Source organism: Metabacillus sp. GQ13 (genome assembly GCF_059758525.1).
This window is the reverse complement of the sequence record NZ_JCAXET010000003.1, coordinates 19,908-40,591: the sequence shown is the minus strand read 5'-3', so window position 1 is coordinate 40,591 and position 20,684 is coordinate 19,908. Positions and strand designations below refer to the sequence as shown.

Annotated in this window: 19 protein-coding genes; 17 read left to right on the top strand and 2 right to left on the bottom strand. The window is 36.0% G+C overall.

Going from position 1 to position 20,684, the window contains the following annotated elements; all coding sequences use genetic code 11:
• Nucleotides 1–26 precede the first annotated feature (26 nt).
• On the bottom strand, nt 27–161 hold the full coding sequence (locus tag AC6CHR_RS04110; protein WP_498247239.1) for a YqzM family protein: 135 nt from the start codon (nt 159–161) through the stop codon (nt 27–29).
• 773 nt (nt 162–934) lie between these two features.
• Between AC6CHR_RS04110 and holA the strand changes: the two genes are divergently transcribed.
• Nucleotides 935–1,954, top strand: coding sequence for a DNA polymerase III subunit delta (gene holA / locus AC6CHR_RS04105; protein WP_498247238.1), 1,020 nt, complete (start codon nt 935–937; stop codon nt 1,952–1,954).
• A 109-nt stretch (nt 1,955–2,063) separates the two neighbouring features.
• Here holA and rpsT read toward each other — a convergent pair whose 3' ends face one another.
• Nucleotides 2,064–2,330 carry a 30S ribosomal protein S20 gene (rpsT, locus tag AC6CHR_RS04100; protein WP_498247237.1) on the bottom strand — a complete coding sequence of 89 codons (267 nt, stop codon included), beginning with the start codon at nt 2,328–2,330 and terminating at the stop codon, nt 2,064–2,066.
• A 372-nt stretch (nt 2,331–2,702) separates the two neighbouring features.
• Between rpsT and gpr the strand changes: the two genes are divergently transcribed.
• The 16 genes from gpr (at nt 2,703) to AC6CHR_RS04020 (ending at nt 20,549) form a co-directional block, all read left to right on the top strand.
• The gene (gpr, locus tag AC6CHR_RS04095) at nt 2,703–3,824 is read left to right on the top strand and encodes a GPR endopeptidase (RefSeq protein ID WP_498247236.1); all 1,122 of its coding nucleotides are present in this window, start codon (nt 2,703–2,705) and stop codon (nt 3,822–3,824) included.
• Between the two features lie 104 nt (nt 3,825–3,928).
• Nucleotides 3,929–5,128, top strand: coding sequence for a stage II sporulation protein P (gene spoIIP / locus AC6CHR_RS04090; RefSeq protein ID WP_498247235.1), 1,200 nt, complete (start codon nt 3,929–3,931; stop codon nt 5,126–5,128).
• A gap of 21 nt (nt 5,129–5,149) precedes the next feature.
• Nucleotides 5,150–5,500 carry a YqxA family protein gene (locus tag AC6CHR_RS04085; RefSeq protein WP_498247234.1) on the top strand — a complete coding sequence of 117 codons (351 nt, stop codon included), beginning with the start codon at nt 5,150–5,152 and terminating at the stop codon, nt 5,498–5,500.
• A gap of 199 nt (nt 5,501–5,699) precedes the next feature.
• Nucleotides 5,700–7,523, top strand: a complete 1,824-nt coding sequence (lepA, locus tag AC6CHR_RS04080) for a translation elongation factor 4 (RefSeq protein WP_498247233.1) — start codon at nt 5,700–5,702, stop codon at nt 7,521–7,523.
• Between the two features lie 115 nt (nt 7,524–7,638).
• Entirely contained in the window at nt 7,639–8,784 is a 1,146-nt protein-coding gene (gene hemW, locus AC6CHR_RS04075; RefSeq protein WP_498247232.1) for a radical SAM family heme chaperone HemW, read from the top strand.
• 247 nt (nt 8,785–9,031) lie between these two features.
• Complete coding sequence (hrcA, locus tag AC6CHR_RS04070) at nt 9,032–10,063, top strand: heat-inducible transcriptional repressor HrcA (protein ID WP_498247231.1); 1,032 nt, start codon at nt 9,032–9,034, stop codon at nt 10,061–10,063.
• Between the two features lie 172 nt (nt 10,064–10,235).
• Nucleotides 10,236–10,823 carry a nucleotide exchange factor GrpE gene (grpE, locus tag AC6CHR_RS04065; RefSeq protein WP_498247230.1) on the top strand — a complete coding sequence of 196 codons (588 nt, stop codon included), beginning with the start codon at nt 10,236–10,238 and terminating at the stop codon, nt 10,821–10,823.
• A 26-nt stretch (nt 10,824–10,849) separates the two neighbouring features.
• Nucleotides 10,850–12,682 carry a molecular chaperone DnaK gene (gene dnaK / locus AC6CHR_RS04060; protein ID WP_498247229.1) on the top strand — a complete coding sequence of 611 codons (1,833 nt, stop codon included), beginning with the start codon at nt 10,850–10,852 and terminating at the stop codon, nt 12,680–12,682.
• A 193-nt stretch (nt 12,683–12,875) separates the two neighbouring features.
• Nucleotides 12,876–14,000, top strand: a complete 1,125-nt coding sequence (dnaJ, locus tag AC6CHR_RS04055) for a molecular chaperone DnaJ (protein ID WP_498247228.1) — start codon at nt 12,876–12,878, stop codon at nt 13,998–14,000.
• Between the two features lie 22 nt (nt 14,001–14,022).
• Complete coding sequence (gene prmA, locus AC6CHR_RS04050) at nt 14,023–14,961, top strand: 50S ribosomal protein L11 methyltransferase (protein ID WP_498247227.1); 939 nt, start codon at nt 14,023–14,025, stop codon at nt 14,959–14,961.
• 128 nt (nt 14,962–15,089) lie between these two features.
• Nucleotides 15,090–15,845 (top strand): 16S rRNA (uracil(1498)-N(3))-methyltransferase, encoded by a 756-nt coding sequence (locus AC6CHR_RS04045; protein ID WP_498247226.1) that lies wholly within the window; start codon nt 15,090–15,092, stop codon nt 15,843–15,845.
• Between the two features lie 6 nt (nt 15,846–15,851).
• Nucleotides 15,852–17,210: a tRNA (N(6)-L-threonylcarbamoyladenosine(37)-C(2))-methylthiotransferase MtaB gene (gene mtaB, locus AC6CHR_RS04040; protein ID WP_498247225.1), complete on the top strand. Its 1,359-nt coding sequence runs from the start codon at nt 15,852–15,854 to the stop codon at nt 17,208–17,210.
• 326 nt (nt 17,211–17,536) lie between these two features.
• Nucleotides 17,537–18,205, top strand: a complete 669-nt coding sequence (deoC, locus tag AC6CHR_RS04035) for a deoxyribose-phosphate aldolase (RefSeq protein ID WP_498247224.1) — start codon at nt 17,537–17,539, stop codon at nt 18,203–18,205.
• A gap of 217 nt (nt 18,206–18,422) precedes the next feature.
• Entirely contained in the window at nt 18,423–18,596 is a 174-nt protein-coding gene (gene rpsU, locus AC6CHR_RS04030) for a 30S ribosomal protein S21 (protein WP_015595024.1), read from the top strand.
• 14 nt (nt 18,597–18,610) lie between these two features.
• Entirely contained in the window at nt 18,611–19,057 is a 447-nt protein-coding gene (locus AC6CHR_RS04025) for a GatB/YqeY domain-containing protein (RefSeq protein ID WP_498247223.1), read from the top strand.
• 169 nt (nt 19,058–19,226) lie between these two features.
• Complete coding sequence (locus tag AC6CHR_RS04020; RefSeq protein WP_498247222.1) at nt 19,227–20,549, top strand: NfeD family protein; 1,323 nt, start codon at nt 19,227–19,229, stop codon at nt 20,547–20,549.
• Nucleotides 20,550–20,684: the final 135 nt, after the last annotated feature.

Genomic DNA, 20,684 nt, shown 5'->3' with positions numbered 1-20,684 from the left:
TCTCTTTATAGGGATACACAATAATTTTAAGATGCAATTAATTTAATAACAGTTGCAATAATAAATATTATCGCAAAAAAGCCAAATGAAGCAACAAAACCTACTCCAGAATCTACTGCGTCATTACGTTTACTTTGGACACTCTTTTCAAATTCGTTCACTGTTACCCCTCCTATTTCATACTTAGTATAAGCGATTAGAAAAAAAAAATCTATATCATGATGTTATGTTCTAATTAACCGATTATCTTATTACCATGTTTGTTAGTATGTACAATAAATATTCAGATTAACATTGGCTAAACTAACAGTAAGTTGAACATGTATCAGACTTTATTAACCATGTGGTATCGTTTCGCTTTAGGTTCCCTAGGCCCTATATCGAAGCGTTCATATAGATGGAGGGAATTGAATGCTTAATATGCATGCAGTTCCCTTTTTAATTGTACCAGAACTTATATATTTTTACTTAGATTGTAGTTCAGTTCCTACGGCATGTAAAGATAACATTCCATCTAGCAATTATCTCATCGAATACTTTCGCTTTTCGTATTTCCTTTAAACATTGCGGAGTGCTCCAATTCATACATCGCTGAACGAAGACACTTACGCTTTTCTTGTTGTCTAGCTCCAGTGCCTAGCCCCTCGAGTCATAAGTCACTGATGAATTGGAGGGAAGGACACCTTCATTTCACCAGCGTCTTATGCTTGTCGGGTCTGAACGAGGCACTTGCGCTTTTCTTGTTGTCTAGCTCCAGTGCCTAGCCCCTCGAGTCATAAGCCACTGATGAATTGAAGGGAAGGACACCTTCATTTCACCAGCGTCTTATGCTTGTCGGGTCTGAACGAGGCACTTGCGCTTTTCTTACTTGCCAAACGATTGTTTTCACTTTACGATTAACGTAGGGAAATGAATGATTGGAGAACTTAAACTTATGATTTTTAATGCTTGGAAAGATATTAAGAAGAAAAAATTAACATCTACTTATTTATTACTCGGAAAAGAGTCATATTTAATGCAAGAAACAGTGCAATTGCTAGTAGATGCGACTTTATTAGAAGAAGAAAAAGATTTTAACCTTTCTGTATATGACATGGAAGAAACGCCGGTTGAAACAGCTATCGAGGATGCAGAAACACTTCCATTTATGGGGGAAAAACGGGTTGTTATTATAAAGAATCCTTCCTTTTTAACAGCTGAAAAGAAAAAGGATAAAGTAGAACATGGAATAGGAAAGCTTGAGGAGTATATGAATTCTCCTGCTCCTTATACGGTCTTAATCTTTCTAGCCCCTTATGAAAAACTAGATGAGCGGAAAAAAATCACTAAATTGATCAAAAAGCAGGCTTCGGTTATTGAGATGAAAGCATTATCAGACCAAGAATCAATTAATTGGATCACGACCATTGCTGAGCAAGAGAATGTGTATATAACAAAAGAAGCTATTAACGAATTAATGGTTTTAACAGCCAATGATTTAATGATTATGCACCAAGAGTTAAAAAAACTTAGTACATATGTAGGTGATGGGGGATCAATCACACCTGATGACGTTAGACTTCTTGTGGCAAGGTCATTAGAACAAAATATTTTTGAACTTATTGATCATGTCATTCATCGTAGAAGTAAAGAAGCTTTACAAATATTTTATGATTTATTAAAAAATAATGAAGAACCAATTAAAATCCTTTCATTACTAGTAACTCAATTCAGGCTGATTTTGCATGTTAAGGAGCTGTCGAATACTGGTTATGGACAGCAGCAAATTGCTAATACTGTTAAAGTACATCCATTTCGAGTTAAATTAGCGATGCAGCAGGCAGGACTCTTTCATGCGGAGGAATTAGCAAGTCTCTTAATGGGATTAGCTGAGGCGGATTATGAAATGAAGACTGGGAAAAAGGATAAACAATTAATATTAGAGTTATTTTTATTGAAGTTATTTGAAAAATAATCAACTTTTATTGAGTGATTTGAAAATTGTCTCATGACCAGTCCATTAGTAAGATTTTTAGAGCAGGACAAAATAAAAAAACGATCCTTTATGGGATCGTTTTTTATTATTATGCAGATAATCCGTTAATACTTTTAGCTAGACGAGATTTGTAACGAGCAGCAGTGTTCTTATGAACTAAACCGCTTTGTGCAGCTTTATCAATTTTCTTGCTAGCGTCAACAAGTGCAACTTTTGCATTGTCAGCATCGTTAGTTAAAACTAATGCATCTACTTTTTTGATTGCAGAACGCATAGCTGATTTAATAGCAGAGTTATGTGCATTACGCTCATTGTTAGTTTTTACACGTTTAATGGCAGATTTAATATTTGGCATATCTTTCACCTCCTAAGAAGTAAATCGAGATCTATTTCACTCGATAATTCCTTTACATGAACAAAAGATATTCTATCAAACGAGACCCCATATTGCAATACTAATGTAAAGGAAATTACATTGATACATGTAAATATTTCAAATAAGTTATTAAGTATTTGGTCTTATAAGTAAAAAATTCAACGTGTGAAAACGTGAAGGTTCTACAACGAAGAGGACAAAAAAGATAAATGTGAAGAAAAAAATTAATCTTTTAATTCTAATGTTTTCATGTATTATCATTACTTATTTTTCGCTTGTGTGCAACTTAGAGAATGTTTCCTTTTATAAATGGCTAACATAGATAGTAGGAACGATTTGGGAGGTATTATTATGGAAAAATCATTAGACTTAAGTAAATATTCCGTTCGAACCGATTTAGCTATTGAAGCAAGAGAGATGGTTCTTGAACAAACAGAGCAACCAGAAGCCAAAGATAATACAAGTAATATAGCAGGTGTGATAATAAAAGAATGGGAAGAAGATGGAATCAATATCTCCTCTTTAGAGATAAAGGAGGAAGGTGCAGAGGTTGTCGGGAAAAAGCCTGGTAGGTATTTAACTCTTGAAACACAAGGAATACGCCAAAAGGATTCTGAACTTCAAGAAAAAGTTGTAACTGTTTTTGCAAAACAATTTAATCAGTTTTTATTAGACTTAAAAATAAGTAAAGAAGCAAGTTGTTTAGTTGTTGGATTAGGAAACTGGAATGTTACACCAGACGCTTTGGGCCCACTTGCGGTTGAGAACTTATTAATTACTAGACATTTATTTGAGCTTCAACCTGAAAATGTTCAGGAAGGTTTCCGACCAGTTAGTGCGATTTCTCCTGGGGTAATGGGTTTAACAGGGATTGAAACTAGTGATGTTATTTCAGGAGTTATTGAACAGTCAAAGCCTGATTTTGTCATTGCTATTGATGCATTAGCAGCTCGTTCAATTGAGCGTGTTAATACAACAATACAAATATCGGATTCTGGGATTCATCCAGGATCTGGAGTAGGTAATAAAAGAAAGGCATTAAGCCAAGAAACGTTTGGGATTCCAGTTATTGCAATTGGCATTCCTACAGTTGTTGATGCCGTTTCAATTACAAGTGATACAGTTGATTTTATTTTAAAGCATTTTGGTAGAGAAATAAAAGAAGGCGACAAGCCATCTAGGTCACTTACTCCAGCAGGAATGACCTTTGGTGAAAAACGAGTTTTATCAGATGAAGACATGCCTAGTATGGAACAACGCAAACAATTTCTTGGAATTGTCGGTGGTTTAGAAGACGATGAGAAGCGCAAGTTGATTCATGAGGTATTGTCACCGCTCGGTCATAATTTAATGGTTACTCCAAAAGAGGTAGATTTATTTATAGATGATATGGCAAATGTAATAGCGAGTGGCTTGAACACTGCTCTTCATAAGCAAGTGGATCAAGGTAACTCTGGAGCATATACACACTAAATTATGTCTAGATCTTTAATCGCTCTCTAAGTTAAGTAGAGTGTTCTACTTCCTTATGCTGGTTCATACAAATTAGTAGACAAGCATAAGGAGGATTATTGTTCATGAAGCGTGCTCACTCTAGTCGCAATATGATCGTAACTTTAAATGGGACAAGCATAAAAAAAGGAATCGTTATCAGCTTCATTATTCTTTTCATGACGTTTTTGCTGTCGGGTATTTTAACGTCACTTAAACCGGAATATCGTTTTACATCTTCTTCTATTAATGACCTGACGAAAAATATAGATAGTGAAGCTTTCCTGCAATTATTAGGAGCGGAAAATCGATTTTTTATATCTGCCTTACCTGATCAAACTGAGCCAATAAAACTATCTTCAATTATGTTCAAAGTCATGACAAGTATCAATCCAGATGATCCGAGAAGTCTTCTCGGACGCGAATTACCCGGCTTTTCACTTTATGACAGTGAAATTGTTGTTGCCGGAAGTGGGACAAACTATACAAATATGCCATATGAATCACCACCTCCTACTGAAGTTTTAGAGCAAGAAAGAGAAGCTTCTATTGATAAAAATGAAGTGGTAAATCCTAATAATGAAGAACCAAAAGCACCGCCTACATTAACAACTGGTGATAAGAAGGTAGTTTATATTTACAACACACATAATACCGAATCTTATCTGCCTCTCCTGGAAGGAGAGAGTGATCCAAATCGAGCTATTCATTCAAAAGCAAATGTAACGATTGTCAGTGAGTTGCTTGGTAAAGCTTTAGAAAAAGAGGGAATCGGCAATCATATCGAAACAACAGATGTTCAAGCAAATTTGAAACAAAAGGGTTGGAATTATGCAAAGTCATATACTGCTTCACGTCCAATCGTAGAAAGTGCGATGGCAAATAATCGAAACCTTAACTATATGATTGATATCCATCGTGATTCACAAAGAAAGGATATCACCACAATTAAAATCAACGAAAAATCATATGCTAAGATTGCTTTTGTAATCGGTGGCGATAATCCAACTTCTGATAAAAATGAAAAATTAGCTAGTGATTTACATAGCTTATTACAAAAAAAATATCCAGGTCTAAGTCGAGGGGTTTTTGAACAAGGTGGAAAAGGCAATAACGGAGTTTATAATCAAGACTTATCGACTAACGCTATGCTATTAGAGTTTGGTGGTGTGGATAATAATTTAGAGGAACTCCAAAATACAGTAGCAGCGGTTTCTGATGTTTTTAGTGAGTATTATTGGCAAGCTGAGAAGGTTAATGGCAATGCTACTGAGGAAAAACAGTAATCAAATTGCGAGGGAAATAAGATGATAAAATTTATGCTTAAATGTTTTTTTCTATGCTCGGTTCTTTTGTTTGGAGTCCTAATCGGGATGCAACAGGCAAACCAAGGGATGATAAAAATGAAAGGCTATAATGATCCGGAACTTCAAGGTGCTTTTCAAGTTGAAAGTGAATCAAGAGGTGACGTTGAGGCTTCAATTCTTGGTAACAAAGTGACTAGCCAAGATCTCCAAGAAAAACAGGAGCAATTAGAAAAAATAGAAGCATTTAATATTTTCTCTCAAATGGGTAAACAGTTTGCAGCTGTTGTTAGTAGTGGGGTTTCAGCGCTTGTCAATACATTTGCAGAATGGGTTAATGGTTTACTAAAGTAAAATAAAAGCTGATAGAAGAGGTATCTTTCTGATTGTGAATCAAGAAGATACTCCTTTTCTATCAGTTTTTATTTTGGAATGACTGTTTTTAGTTTAATTAGACTGTAATATAAATAGCAACTAGCATTGAATGTTGAAATATCAATTGATATAATGAGAAATAGTGTATTTGTAAGCTATGTAGGAGTGAAAACATAAAATGAATAGAGAAGAAAAATTAATAAGACAGTCGAGAATCCGAAATTTCTCGATTATAGCCCATATTGATCATGGAAAATCCACGTTAGCGGATCGTATCCTAGAGAAAACTTCTGCATTAACTCAACGTGAAATGAAGAATCAGTTATTAGATTCAATGGATTTAGAAAGAGAACGAGGTATTACAATTAAACTTAATGCCGTTCAATTAAAATATCGAGCGAAAGATGGAGAAGACTATACATTTCATTTAATTGATACTCCAGGGCATGTTGACTTTACGTATGAGGTTTCTCGGAGTCTTGCAGCTTGTGAAGGTGCTGTCTTGGTTGTTGATGCTGCCCAAGGCATCGAAGCACAAACACTTGCAAATGTGTACCTAGCTCTAGATAATGATCTTGAGATTTTACCAGTAATTAATAAGATTGATTTACCAAGTGCAGACCCAGAACGTGTGCGAAACGAAATAGAAGACGTGATTGGTCTTGATGCTACTGATGCGGTATTAGCTTCAGCTAAAGCCGGAATTGGAATTGAAGATATCCTTGAGCAAATTGTTGAGAAGGTTCCTGCCCCAGCAGGAGATCCAGAAGGTCCATTAAAAGCTCTTATTTTTGATTCTCTATATGATCCTTATCGCGGAGTTGTTGCTTATATTCGAGTTGTTGAAGGTTCACTTAAAGTAGGTCAGAAAATTAAAATGATGGCAACAGGAAAAGAATTTGAGGTTCTTGAATTGGGTGTATTTACTCCAAAGCCTGCCCAACTTAAGGAGTTAAATGTAGGTGATGTTGGTTTCTTATCAGCTGCAATTAAAAATGTTGGTGATACTCAGGTTGGTGATACAATTACTGATGTTAAGAATGGAGCAACCGAAGCACTTCCTGGCTATCGCAAACTTAATCCAATGGTTTTCTGTGGTCTTTATCCGATCGATACAGCTAAATACAATGATCTACGTGATGCATTAGAAAAACTAGAGCTAAACGATGCTTCACTTCAATTTGAACCTGAAACATCTCAAGCATTAGGGTTTGGCTTCAGATGTGGATTTTTAGGGTTACTACACATGGAAATCATTCAGGAGCGAATTGAACGTGAATTTAATATTGACTTAATTACGACAGCACCTAGTGTTATTTACAATGTTCATTTAACAGATGGAGAAACTCTAAGTGTAGACAACCCATCAAACATGCCTGATCCACAAAAAATTGACCGTGTCGAAGAGCCTTATGTTAAAGCATCTATAATGGTCCCAAATGAATATGTGGGTGCTGTAATGGAACTTTGTCAGAAAAAACGCGGTAATTTTATTGATATGCAATACTTGGACGATATACGGGTGAATATAAACTATGAAATCCCATTATCAGAAATAGTCTATGATTTCTTTGATCAATTAAAATCAAATACAAAAGGTTATGCATCATTTGATTATGAATTGATTGGTTATAAAGTATCTACATTAGTAAAAATGGATATTTTACTAAACGTTGAAAAAATTGATGCCCTTTCATTTATTGTTCATCGTGATACTGCATACGATAGGGGTAAGATCATTGTTGAAAAACTAAAAGAACTTATTCCACGCCAGCAATTTGAAGTGCCGATTCAAGCAGCAATTGGTCAAAAGATTGTTGCAAGATCGACCATTAAAGCAATGCGTAAAAATGTACTTGCAAAATGTTATGGTGGGGATATCTCACGTAAACGTAAGTTACTAGAAAAACAAAAAGAGGGTAAAAAGCGAATGAAAATGGTTGGTTCTGTGGAAGTGCCACAAGAAGCTTTCATGGCAGTATTAAGAATGGATGATAATTAAATTTTTCAAAGTCCATATACCATGTTAGACTATTCGTACCATCTGTATAAACCTTATGGAATGAATTTTGATGCCGCAGCGATGTCTGCGGCTTCTTAAATAGAAGGTGAAAAATATGATTCAATCTGCATATATCCACATCCCGTTTTGCCATCATATATGTCATTATTGTGATTTCAATAAAGTTTATTTAAAGCAGCAACCAGTCGACCAGTATATTGAGATGCTCATTAAAGAAATGAATGTTGCTGTATCTCATCATAAAAATGATCCTTTAAAAACAATTTTTATTGGTGGTGGCACTCCAACTGCCCTATCAGCAAAGCAACTTGATCGTTTACTTGAAGGGATAACAACAGAATTATTGCAAAGAAATGAACTTGTCGAGTTTGCAGTCGAAGCAAATCCAGGAGAATTGACATTGGAAAAGCTGAACGTTTTAAAAAACGCTGGTGTCAATCGCTTAAGTATTGGAGTTCAAAGCTTTAATGATGAATTATTACAAAAAATTGGAAGAGTTCATCGTAAGGATGATGTGTTCCGTACAATTCAACAAGCGGAGCATGTTGGATTTGATAATCTAAGTATCGATCTAATGTATGGATTACCGGGTCAGACTGTAGAGGACTTTCAAGAATCATTATCGGTTGCCTTTTCGCTTAATATGAAACATTTTTCCGCTTATTCATTAATTGTAGAACCTAAAACTGTATTCTATAATTTGATGCAGAAAGGAAAATTATCTTTGCCTCCACAGGAACTGGAAGCAAAAATGTATGAACTTTCGATGGAGCAAATGGAAAAACATGGGTTCAAACAATATGAAATAAGTAATTATGCAATACCAGGATATGAGAGTGAACATAATTTGACCTATTGGAACAACGATTATTATTATGGATTTGGCGCCGGTGCACATGGGTATATTAATAATGTCAGAACATCTAATGTCGGTCCAATCAAAAAATATATCGAACAAATAGTGAAAACGGGCGAAGCATTCCTTAGCCAGAATGAAGTTAGCAAAGCAGAGAAGATGGAAGAGGAAATGTTCCTAGGTCTCCGAAAAACCGTTGGTATAAGTAAACAAACCTTTTTTGAAAAGTTTAACATTCAATTGGATGAAGTATACACTAAACAACTTGATAAGCTAACACAACAGAATTTAATTATAAATGACAAACAGGCAATAAAACTTACTCACAAAGGCAAGCTATTAGGAAATGAAGTCTTTCAAGAATTTATTGGTATCGACGATTAAATGTAATAAATTCTACAATTATGATAGCATAGGATAGCAAAAGAAATGCTATATTCAGTAATGTTACACGACAAGAAACAGACGTTTCTTAATATCAATTGTTCCCTGTAGGACTTTGAAATTTGAAAGAAATCATATCTTCCGTCTTTTTGTGAAATTTATTAATTGACAATTTATTTTGGTTTTGATAACTTTTTATATATATTTAGCACTCGCATTCTTAGAGTGCTAACAGAGGTGATAATAGTTGCTTACAGATCGCCAATTGTTAATTCTACAAGTAATTATTGATGATTTTATTCATTCAGCTCAGCCTGTAGGTTCGCGAACGTTAGCGAAGAAGGGTGAAATAACGTTTAGCTCTGCAACGATTAGGAATGATATGGCAGATTTAGAGGATCTTGGATTTATCGAGAAAACACATAGTTCTTCTGGTCGTGTACCATCTGAAAAGGGTTATCGTTATTATGTCGATCATCTTCTTTCTCCACAACGTTTGACAAAAACAGAAGTTAGTCAAATTAAATCGATTTATGCTGAAAAGATATTTGAATTAGAGAAGGTGGTTCAAAAGTCAGCGCAAATCTTGTCAGAATTAACGAATTACACGTCAATTGTACTAGGCCCAAAAGTCAATGAAAATCGTTTAAAAAGAATTCAAATTGTACCGATCAATCATGAATCAGCGGTTGCGATCATTGTTACAAATACTGGGCATGTAGAAAACCGTATCATCACCTTTCCTGGTTCACTTGATCCTGGTGATATAGAAAAAATGGTGAATATCCTGAATGAAAGATTAGCTGGAGTGCCATTAGTTGATTTGCAAGATAAAATTTTTAAAGAAGTTGTTACCGTTCTTAAGGATCATATACAAAATTATGATTTGTTACTAAAAATCATGGCAGGAACGCTGAAACTCAATGCAAATGAAAAAATCTATTTTGGCGGTAAAACAAATATGTTAAGCCAACCAGAGTTTACTGACCTTGGTAGAATTCGATCATTGTTAACAATGATCGACCAAGAAAAAGAGTTATATGGTTTATTACAAACAAATCATCAAGGTATTAGTATTAAGATTGGTAAAGAAAATGATAATATAGCAATGGAGAACTGCAGTTTAATAACAGCTACTTATTCATTAGGAGATAATCAACTAGGTACTATTGCTGTATTAGGTCCTACTAGAATGGAATATTCACGCGTTATTAGCTTGTTAACACGAATGACCCATGATTTGTCCAAATCACTTACTGATTTGTATCATGGATCTTAAGCTTGGTTATATTGAATAACGGGCTGGATTATCAAATTCACCTAGGGAAAACCTAGATAGTATTTGCTGATCCTAACCAAATTTTTATTGAGTGTTGCTTGCTTTTAAATTTAGTGTGATTAGACCATACGAAGTAGTATATAAGAAATTACCTTTAAGGAGGTGAAACATTGTGTCAAACGAAAAAAACATTGCGGAACAAGAAGAAGCAGTAGATACACTTCAAAAGGATCGTACTGAAGCAGACGTCGAGGTAGTAGATGTTGAGGACGTTATAGTTGAAGAAGTTCCTGAAGAGATCGATGAGTCTGAGCTAAAAATTGCCGAATTGCAAGCGAAGTTAGACGAATCAGAGAATAAAATGCTTCGTGCTCAAGCTGATTTCGACAATTTCAGAAGACGTAGTCGTCTAGACCAAGAAGCTGCTCAAAAATATCGTGCTCAAAGCTTAGTATCTGAAATCATACCAGCTCTTGATAATTTTGAAAGAGCGTTACAAATAGAAGCTGATAACGATCAAACAAAATCTTTGCTCCAAGGTATGAACATGGTCTATAACCAAATAGTTCAGGCATTACAAAGTGAAGGTGTAGAAACAATCAAATCAGTAGGTCAACAGTTTGATCCACATCTACATCAAGCAGTTATGCAAGTAGAGGATGAAAACTTCGAACCTAATACTGTTGTTGAAGAGCTTCAAAAAGGTTATATATTAAAGGATCGAGTTATTCGACCTGCAATGGTAAAAGTGAATCAATAAAAATACATAATAGGAGGTTCTAAATTATGAGTAAAATTATCGGTATCGACCTTGGTACAACAAACTCATGTGTCGCAGTTCTAGAAGGCGGAGAACCAAAAGTGATCCCAAACCCTGAAGGTAATCGTACAACTCCTTCAGTAGTGTCTTTCAAAAATGGCGAACGTCAAGTTGGTGAGGTTGCAAAGCGTCAAGCAATTACAAACCCAAATACAATTATTTCTATTAAACGTCACATGGGTACAGATTATAAAGTTGAAGCAGAAGGTAAGAATTATACACCTCAAGAACTTTCAGCAATTATTCTTCAACACTTAAAATCTTACGCTGAAGAATATTTAGGAGAGCCAGTAACGAAAGCTGTAATCACAGTACCAGCTTACTTTAATGATGCTGAACGTCAAGCAACAAAAGACGCTGGAAAGATTGCTGGATTGGAAGTTGAACGTATAATCAATGAACCTACTGCTGCTGCATTGGCCTATGGTTTAGATAAAACGGATGAAGACCAAACAATCCTTGTCTATGACTTAGGTGGCGGTACGTTTGACGTATCAGTATTAGAACTTGGTGATGGTGTGTTTGAAGTACGTTCAACTGCTGGTGACAACCGTCTAGGTGGAGATGACTTTGACCAATTGGTTATCGATTACTTAGTTGCCGAATTTAAAAAGGATAACGGCATTGATCTATCTAAGGATAAAATGGCGTTACAACGGTTGAAAGATGCTGCTGAAAAGGCGAAAAAGGATCTTTCAGGCGTAAGTTCTTCACAAGTATCTTTACCATTTATCACTGCTGGGGAAGCAGGTCCACTTCACTTAGAAGTAAATCTAACTCGTGCTAAATTTGATGAACTAACTTCTGATTTAGTTGAGAGAACAATGGGTCCTGTACGTCAAGCACTTAGCGATGCTGATCTTACAGCTAGTGAAATTGATAAAGTTATCCTTGTTGGTGGTTCAACACGTATTCCTGCAGTACAGGAAGCAATCAAAAAGACTTTAGGCAAAGAACCTCATAAAGGAGTAAATCCAGATGAAGTTGTTGCTCTAGGTGCATGTATTCAAGGTGGAGTGATCACTGGAGATGTTAAAGATGTTGTGCTTCTTGATGTTACCCCACTATCATTAGGGATTGAAACTATGGGTGGAGTATTTACGAAGTTAATCGATCGTAATACAACGATCCCAACAAGTAAATCACAAGTATTCTCAACAGCAGCTGATAGCCAAACGGCAGTTGATATTCATGTTCTACAAGGTGAACGTCAAATGGCAGCCGACAATAAAACATTAGGTCGCTTCCAATTAACGGACATCCCACCTGCACCACGTGGTGTACCACAAATTGAAGTATCGTTTGATATAGATAAGAATGGTATTGTAAACGTACGTGCTAAAGACATGGGAACAAATAAAGAACAAACAATCACAATTAAATCTTCTACTGGCTTATCAGATGATGAGGTCGAACGTATGGTTAAAGAAGCAGAAGAGAATGCTGATGCTGATACTAAGCGTAAAGAAGAAGTTGAGCTTAGAAATGAAGCCGATCAATTAGTGTTTACAACTGATAAAACATTAAAAGATCTTGAAGGCAAGGTTGATGAAGCGGAGGTTGCGAAAGCTACTGAAGCGAAAGAAGCATTAGTTGCTGCTATTGAGAAAAATGATCTTGAAGAAATTAAAACGAAAAAAGACGAGCTACAAAATATTGTTCAAGAGCTTTCTGTCAAGCTTTACGAGGAAGCTGCTAAACAAGCACAAGCTCAGCAAGGCGGAGAAGCTGCTAGTGGTCAAGAAGATGACGTAGTGGATGCTGATTTTGAAGAAGTTAAAGACGAAGATAAAAAATAATCATTAAGATGAAAAGTCAAAGTCAGGCGTGCCTTGACTTTGACTTTTTTTGGTGGGATGACATTATCCCATAAAAAACTATCTACTAGGGTTATAACTTGTGACTAAGCAATCAGCACAAACTATTTGTTGCTTTTCCTCTCTTTTGAGTGATACAATTTACCTTATGTGAGAAAATCGGGAGTGAGAAATTATGAGCAAGCGTGATTACTATGAAGTACTTGGATTAAGTAATAGCGCGACTAAGGAAGAGATAAAAAAAGCATATCGAAAGCTATCAAAACAGTATCATCCTGATATTAATAAAGAGGCAGATGCTTCTGATAAATTTAAGGAAGTAAAAGAAGCCTATGAGACGTTAAGTGATGATCAACAGAAATCACATTACGATCAATTTGGACATACAGATCCAAATCAAGGCTTTGGCGGCGGTGCCGGCTTCGGTGGTGGTGATGGTTTTGGCTTTGAAGATATTTTTAGCTCAATCTTTGGTGGTGGAACGCGAAGACGAGATCCTAATGCGCCAAGACAAGGTGCGGATTTACAATATACGATGACGATTGAATTTGAAGAAGCTGTATTTGGCAAAGAAACAACGATTGAAATTCCAAGGGAAGAAACTTGTGAAACATGTAGTGGAACAGGTGCTCAAAAAGGTACGAAACCTGAAACATGTTCACACTGTGGCGGAAGTGGCCAATTAAATGTTGAACAAAATACGCCATTTGGTCGCATAGTTAACCGTCGTGTTTGTAATCATTGTGATGGAACAGGAAAAATGATTAAACATAAATGTGGAACATGTCGTGGAGCTGGAACAGTTAAAAAGCGTAAAAAAATCCAGGTTAAAATCCCAGCGGGTGTAGATGATGGTCAGCAATTACGTGTTTCTGGGCAGGGAGAACCAGGTGTAAATGGTGGACCAGCAGGAGACTTATATGTCGTATTCCATGTAAAAGAACATGAATTCTTTGAACGTGAAGGTGATGATGTTTATTGTGAAATGCCATTAACCTATGCCCAAGCCGCATTGGGAGACGAAATTGAAGTGCCAACACTACATGGTAAAGTGAAACTAAAAGTACCAGCCGGTACACAAACAGGCAAGAAGTTCCGCTTAACTGGTAAAGGTGTTCCTAATGTACGAGGATATGGTCAAGGTGACCAGTATGTCATTTTACGTTTATTGACACCAACTAACTTATCAGAAAAGCAAAAGGATATACTCCGTGAATTTGCAGAAATAAATGGATCAAAACCTGACGAGCATGAAGAGAGCTTTTTTGATAAAGTGAAACGAGCGTTCAAAGGAGAATAAACATGGATTGGAGTTGGTAGATATGAAGTGGTCTGAGTTCAGTATTCATACAACACAAGAAGCAGTTGAACCCATTTCTAACATTTTACATGAGGCTGGTGCTAGCGGTGTTGTCATTGAGGATATTGCTGATTTGGTAAAGGAACGGAGTACTTCACTCGGCGAAATCTACCAACTAGATCCAACCGATTATCCTGAAGAGGGTGTAGTAGTTAAAGCTTACCTACCAGTTAACAGTTTCTTAGGTGAAACAGTTGATGGCATCAAAGCGACAATTAATAATTTGCTCATTTATGATATTGATTTAGGGATAAATCAAGTCTCGATTAGTGAAGTGAACGAAGAAGAGTGGGCAACTGCTTGGAAAAAATATTATCATCCAGTTAAAATCTCAGAAAAGTTTACTATAGTACCTACTTGGGAAATATATAATCCTGTTAGTTCGGACGAACTAATTATCGAACTTGATCCAGGTATGGCTTTTGGAACAGGAACACATCCTACTACTGTATTATGTATTCAAGCATTAGAGCATACTGTACAAAACGGGGACATAGTTATCGATGTTGGTACCGGATCTGGGGTATTAAGTATTGCTGCTGGCTTACTTGGTGCAAAGAAAATCCAAGCGCTTGATTTGGATGAAGTTGCAGTAGAAAGTGCACGAATAAACTGTAAGTTAAATAAAGTTCAAGATGTTGTAACTGTTTCGCAAAACAACTTACTAGATGGTATAACCGGTCCAGTTGATTTAGTTGTTTCAAATATTTTAGCGGAAATTATTGTTCGATTTATAGATGAAGCATATCAGGTCTTGAAAAAAGATGGGACGTTTATAACCTCCGGAATCATTCAAAATAAAAAATCAGAAGTGAAGAATGCCCTCGTTAATGCTGGTTTTATTATTGAGGAAACAATGGTTATGGAGGATTGGGTTGCGTTTATTGCGAAGAAGAAATAGGTTACTCTAGGTCAAGGGGTCAGACCCCAAATGGATCTCAACGATTAAAAAGGTCAAGGTTTATATAGCAATTGAGAGTGAAATATAGTTTTTAGGTAAGGGGTCAGACCCCGAGTGAGGTGTCCACTTTGCAACGGTATTTTATAGATGAAGTAAAAGAAAATCTTTTAGAAAACGTACAGATTACTGGTGATGATGTTCATCATATTTCCCGTGTTTTACGGATGCAACCTGGTAATAGGATTATTTGCTGTACGAAGGATGGATTTGAAGCAACATGTGAGATTACTGAAATTACCAATGACCTGGTTAATTGTTTTATATTAGAATGGAAGATGGTAAATCATGAGCTTCCTGTAAAGGTTACTATTGCGAGCGGGTTGCCTAAAGGGGATAAGCTTGAGTGGATCATTCAAAAGGGCACCGAATTAGGTGCCTCTTCATTTATCCCTTTTAATGCTGCCCGTTCAATTGTGAAAATTGAACAAAAAAAGATTAGTAAGAAGCTTGAACGATGGAGTAAAATCGCAAAGGAAGCTTCCGAACAATCCTACCGAAATATTATACCAACAGTTACTGAGCCGTGCCGATTGGATGAGCTAGTAAATCAGGCAAATAGCTATGATGTAAAAATTGTAGCTTATGAAGAATCGGCAAAGCAAGGTGAAAAGAAGAATCTAGCAAAAGCTTTAGGAGAACTAAATGAAGGCGGGTCCTTATTTGCCGTATTTGGTCCTGAAGGTGGATTAACTGAGCAAGAAGTGGCAAAGCTCGAAGAAAGTGGTTTTCTAATCTGTAGTTTTGGTCCAAGAATATTAAGAACAGAGACAGCGCCTTTATATTTATTATCTGCTGTTTCCTATTATTTCGAATTATCGAGGTGATGAATAGTGCCAACAGTTGCATTTCATACATTAGGATGTAAAGTAAATCATTATGAAACAGAATCAATATGGCAGCTATTTAAAGATGCTGGCTATGAACGAACTGAATTTGAGCGAGTAGCTGATGTATATATTATTAATACATGTACAGTAACGAATACTGGTGATAAAAAAAGTCGTCAAGTTATTCGTCGAGCAATTCGTAAAAATCCGGATGGTGTCATTTGTGTTACAGGTTGTTATGCTCAAACATCACCTGCAGAAATTATGGCAATTCCAGGAGTAGACATTGTCGTAGGTACTCAGGATCGAGTGAAAATGCTTGAATACATTGAGCAATTTAAAAACGAAAGACAACCAATTAATGGAGTAAGAAATATTATGAAAACCCGTGTTTATGAAGAACTTGATGTGCCTTCATTCACGGATCGTACAAGGGCCTCTTTGAAAATTCAGGAAGGCTGTAATAACTTTTGTACATTTTGTATCATACCTTGGGCACGTGGTTTAATGCGTTCTCGTGATCCAAAGGAAGTAGTTGCACAAGCACAGCAACTTGTTAACGCAGGTTATAAAGAAATTGTCCTTACTGGAATTCACACTGGTGGCTACGGTGAAGACCTAAAAGACTACAACTTAGCTATGCTTCTCCGTGACTTAGATGAACAAGTAGTAGGGTTAAAACGAATTCGGATTTCATCTATAGAAGCAAGCCAAATTTCTGATGAAGTCATTGAGGTCTTGAAAAATTCAGATAAAGTTGTACGACATCTCCACATTCCGTTACAATCTGGATCAGATACCGTTCTAAAACGGATGCGAAGAAAATATACTATGGAATTTTTTGCGGAGCGATTAAACCGTTTGAAAGAAGCTTTACCAGGTTTAGCGGTTACATCCGATGTAATTGTTGGTTTTCCTGGGGAAACAGAAGCAGAATTTTTAGAAACTTATAATTTCATACAAGCACATAAATTTTCAGAGTTACACGTTTTTCCTTATTCTAAACGAACAGGGACACCTGCTGCCCGTATGGATGATCAAGTTGATGAAGAAGTGAAAAACAACCGTGTCCATACCCTAATTGAATTATCAAATCAATTAGCTAAAGAATACGCGTCACATTTTGAAAATGAAGTGTTAGAAGTCATTCCTGAAGAACGTTATAAAGAGGATTCCAATGAAGATTTATATGTAGGCTATACTGATAATTATTTAAAAGTAGTATTACCTGCAACTGAATTCATGGTTGGGAAAATTGTAAAAGTAAAAATAGTTAAATCAGGCTACCCATACAACGAAGGTCAATTTGTCAGAGTTATCGATGAACCTGTGGAAATTGAAACAGTTCGTTTGAGTTCATAAATTATTTTGGAAGGATTGGCAATTATGCCAATCCTCTTTTTTATCGTTTGGGAAATTATAAAAGTCTTGTACAAAGGATATGCGCTCGACATCCAGCATCAGTTATACGATTTATGCAAGTACTAGAAAATCTACTAATAGTCTTTATCAAGGAAAGTAGGGCATATTAACATGAAAGGAGTATGAGATTAATATTGTTTTAAAAATTGTGTTATTTGGTTAAAAAGGTAATAGTGTATGCAAGTTAATTTTGGGCTAGTTTTTAAGATTTTTAAATGGTAAGATCTAAGAGGTCAGACAACTATAATTCAAAGGAGATATACATAATGTCAGATATAGCGAAATTGATTGATCATACAGCCTTAAAGGCAGATACAACAAGAGCTACCATCGAAACACTTTGTCAAGAAGCACGAGAATATCACTTTGCATCAGTGTGTGTAAATCCAACTTGGATTGAACTTTCGGCACAGCTTTTAAAAGGTGCTGACGTTAAAGTTTGTACGGTTATAGGGTTTCCCTTAGGCGCAAGCACTCCTGAAACAAAGGCATTTGAAACAAATGATGCGATTGAAAAGGGTGCAACTGAGGTTGATATGGTTATTAATATTGGTGCTTTAAAGGACAAAAATGATGAACTTATTAAAAGGGATATAAAATCAGTTGTTGATGCTGCTAAGGGTAAAGCATTAACAAAAGTCATTATTGAGACGAGTTTATTAACTGAAGAAGAAAAAATAAGAGCATGTAAACTAGCAGTTGAAGCAGGGTCAGATTTTGTCAAAACATCTACCGGTTTTTCAACAGGTGGTGCAACAGTTGAAGACATAGCTCTTATGAGGAAAACAGTAGGCCCTAACATTGGTGTAAAAGCATCTGGAGGAGTAAGAGATACTAAGGGTGCAGAATCACTCGTGAAAGCTGGTGCAACTAGAATTGGTGCAAGCTCTGGCGTATCAATTGTTAAAGGTGAAACATCAAATTCAGACTATTAAAGTGTAAAAGTTTAGTTGTCACATATGTCCAATCGATTATGATATACCTGCATAAAATAAATGAATAATTCTAACAATTGATAATACATGGATCTTTTTACTATATGAGTTGACCTGGTTTATTCATTATATTATAATTGCAAAGTACATGTTTTGTTTATAAGGCATGTTTTATTTAAAGATGTCGATTGGTTGTACTCGGAGGGAGGGAAAGAGAATGTCAAAAACGGTCGTTCGTAAAAACGAGTCGCTTGAAGATGCTCTTCGTCGTTTCAAACGTACTGTATCTAAAAGTGGTACAATACAAGAAGCTAGAAAGCGCGAATTCTATGAAAAGCCTAGCGTAAAGCGTAAGAAAAAGTCTGAAGCAGCTAGAAAGCGCAAATTCTAATAGAGGGTGTTCTTATGAGTCTTCTTGAAAAATTAAATCAAGATATAAAACAAGCGATGAAAAACAAAGAAAAAGACAAACTTACTGTCATTCGAATGGTCAAGGCTTCAATACAAAATGAAGTGATTAAACTTGGCAAAAACGAATTGTCTAAAGAAGAAGACTTGACAGTTCTATCTCGCGAATTAAAGCAACGAAAAGACTCCCTCCAGGAATTTAAAAATGCTGATCGTTTGGACTTAGTTGAAAAAACACAAGCCGAAATTGATGTATTAGTCGATTATATGCCTGAGCAGCTTTCCGAAGAAGAGGTTTCTGCAATTGTTAAACAAACAATTGCAGAAGTAAATGCCACTTCTAAAGAAGATATGGGGAAAGTAATGGGAGCACTTATGCCCAAACTAAAAGGAAAAGCAGACGGAAGTCTTGTTAATAAGCTTGTGAAACAACAGCTATCATAAATAGTAAGGCACCTTGACTAGTCAAGGTGTCTTTTTATTAATTTTTTTTCATACTATAATAGATATAGGCTACAAAACAATGAACAATGCAAAAAAACTTCTAAAAAATGAAACCTTTATTTAAGTTAACCGTATTAAGAAGTGTAGGAGTTAGAAGGGAGGGAAAAAAATGAGAAAACGCTTCTTTCAAATAATGATTGCTGTTGCTTTTATTATTGCTCTTTTTAATGGTTATAGTAATGGGCTTAAAGCAGAGTCTGAGCAAAAAGTTTATTTCATACCTCTTGAAGATACAGTTGAAAAGGGACTTTCACAGTATATTAAAAGAACAATAACGGAAGCTAAGAATCGGAAAGTTGACCATATCGTTCTTGAGATTGACACCTTAGGTGGTGCTGTTGATGGGGCAATGGAAATAGCTGATACCCTTCGTTCTAGCGAAATACCTATTACTGCTTTTATCAATAGAAGAGCTATTTCTGCTGGTGCATATATTGCTCTGAATGCCGATCAAATATATATGGCTCCAGGTAGTCAAATGGGGGCAGCTGCAATCATTACTGGAGATGGAAATGCTGCTGATGATAAGTCACAATCTTTGTGGTTGTCAGAAATGAAGGAATCAGCTGAACGCAATGGTAGAGATCCGAAATATGCATTAGCAATGGCAGATAAGGAAGTAGACATACCTGATTATGGTGCAGGAACGGGTGATTTATTAACACTCGAGACAAAACAGGCCTTGGAAGTTGGTTATTCAGAAGGGACAGCAAATAACCGTAAAGATTTGTTGGATAAATTAAACATGGCGGGGGCAGAGGTGATTGAGGCTGAGGAAAGCTTTGCAGAGAAATTTGCAAGGTTTATTACTAACCCAATTGTTGTACCAATCCTACTTTCAATTGGTAGCATAGGGCTAGTTGTTGAGCTTTATTCTCCTGGATTTGGTGTTGCTGGATTTATGGGATTAACATCACTTTTCCTATTCTTTTACGGACACTTAGTTGCTGGTTTAGCTGGAATGGAGTCAATCATATTATTTGTTTTAGGAATTATCTTTGTTATCGCGGAATTTTTCGTTGTGGGTGGTATAATAGGAATATTGGGCTTGGGAAGTATTATCGCAAGTCTTTATATGGCTTCTGGTAATATTATCAATATGTCTATTTCATTGATTATTGCTTTTGGGGTTGCAATCACAGTATCTATTCTATTAGTAAAGGTGTTTGGGAAGCGTATGGACATATTTAAAAAATTCATTTTGCGTGAGTCAACAAATACCGCAGAAGGTTACCTATCCAATAAGACAAGACATGAATTATTAGGTCTTGAAGGGGTAGCTCTAACGACTTTAAGGCCGTCTGGCACTGCAGTCATTGCAGAAGATCGCTTAGATGTTGTAACAGAGGGCGGATACGTTAATAAAGGTCAAAAGGTTAAAGTCATTAAAGTAGAAGGTGCAAGGATAGTTGTTAGAGAAATAAAAGATTAACGTTACTATTGGGGAAGCGTAAATAAAACAACACTTTCCTCTCTAAGTTAATATTTTTATAGAGTTAATTAAGACCAAGCTACAAACTATTTATTGTGGGCATTAACAGACAGTTTTACTATCAAGAATTTTTAC

What these genes read in the sequence shown, in the direction of transcription:
- spoIIP (WP_498247235.1), top strand. Translation starts at nt 3,929, where the DNA reads ATGAAGCGTGCTCACTCTAGTCGCAATATGATCGTAACTTTAAATGGG.
- hemW (WP_498247232.1), top strand. Translation starts at nt 7,639, where the DNA reads ATGATTCAATCTGCATATATCCACATCCCGTTTTGCCATCATATATGT.
- dnaJ (WP_498247228.1), top strand. Translation starts at nt 12,876, where the DNA reads ATGAGCAAGCGTGATTACTATGAAGTACTTGGATTAAGTAATAGCGCG.
- rpsU (WP_015595024.1), top strand. Translation starts at nt 18,423, where the DNA reads ATGTCAAAAACGGTCGTTCGTAAAAACGAGTCGCTTGAAGATGCTCTT.
- AC6CHR_RS04025 (WP_498247223.1), top strand. Translation starts at nt 18,611, where the DNA reads ATGAGTCTTCTTGAAAAATTAAATCAAGATATAAAACAAGCGATGAAA.
- AC6CHR_RS04085 (WP_498247234.1), top strand. Translation starts at nt 5,150, where the DNA reads ATGATAAAATTTATGCTTAAATGTTTTTTTCTATGCTCGGTTCTTTTG.
- holA (WP_498247238.1), top strand. Translation starts at nt 935, where the DNA reads ATGATTTTTAATGCTTGGAAAGATATTAAGAAGAAAAAATTAACATCT.
- dnaK (WP_498247229.1), top strand. Translation starts at nt 10,850, where the DNA reads ATGAGTAAAATTATCGGTATCGACCTTGGTACAACAAACTCATGTGTC.
- lepA (WP_498247233.1), top strand. Translation starts at nt 5,700, where the DNA reads ATGAATAGAGAAGAAAAATTAATAAGACAGTCGAGAATCCGAAATTTC.
- gpr (WP_498247236.1), top strand. Translation starts at nt 2,703, where the DNA reads ATGGAAAAATCATTAGACTTAAGTAAATATTCCGTTCGAACCGATTTA.
- AC6CHR_RS04020 (WP_498247222.1), top strand. Translation starts at nt 19,227, where the DNA reads ATGAGAAAACGCTTCTTTCAAATAATGATTGCTGTTGCTTTTATTATT.
- rpsT (WP_498247237.1), bottom strand. Translation starts at nt 2,330, where the DNA reads ATGCCAAATATTAAATCTGCCATTAAACGTGTAAAAACTAACAATGAG.
- deoC (WP_498247224.1), top strand. Translation starts at nt 17,537, where the DNA reads ATGTCAGATATAGCGAAATTGATTGATCATACAGCCTTAAAGGCAGAT.
- prmA (WP_498247227.1), top strand. Translation starts at nt 14,023, where the DNA reads ATGAAGTGGTCTGAGTTCAGTATTCATACAACACAAGAAGCAGTTGAA.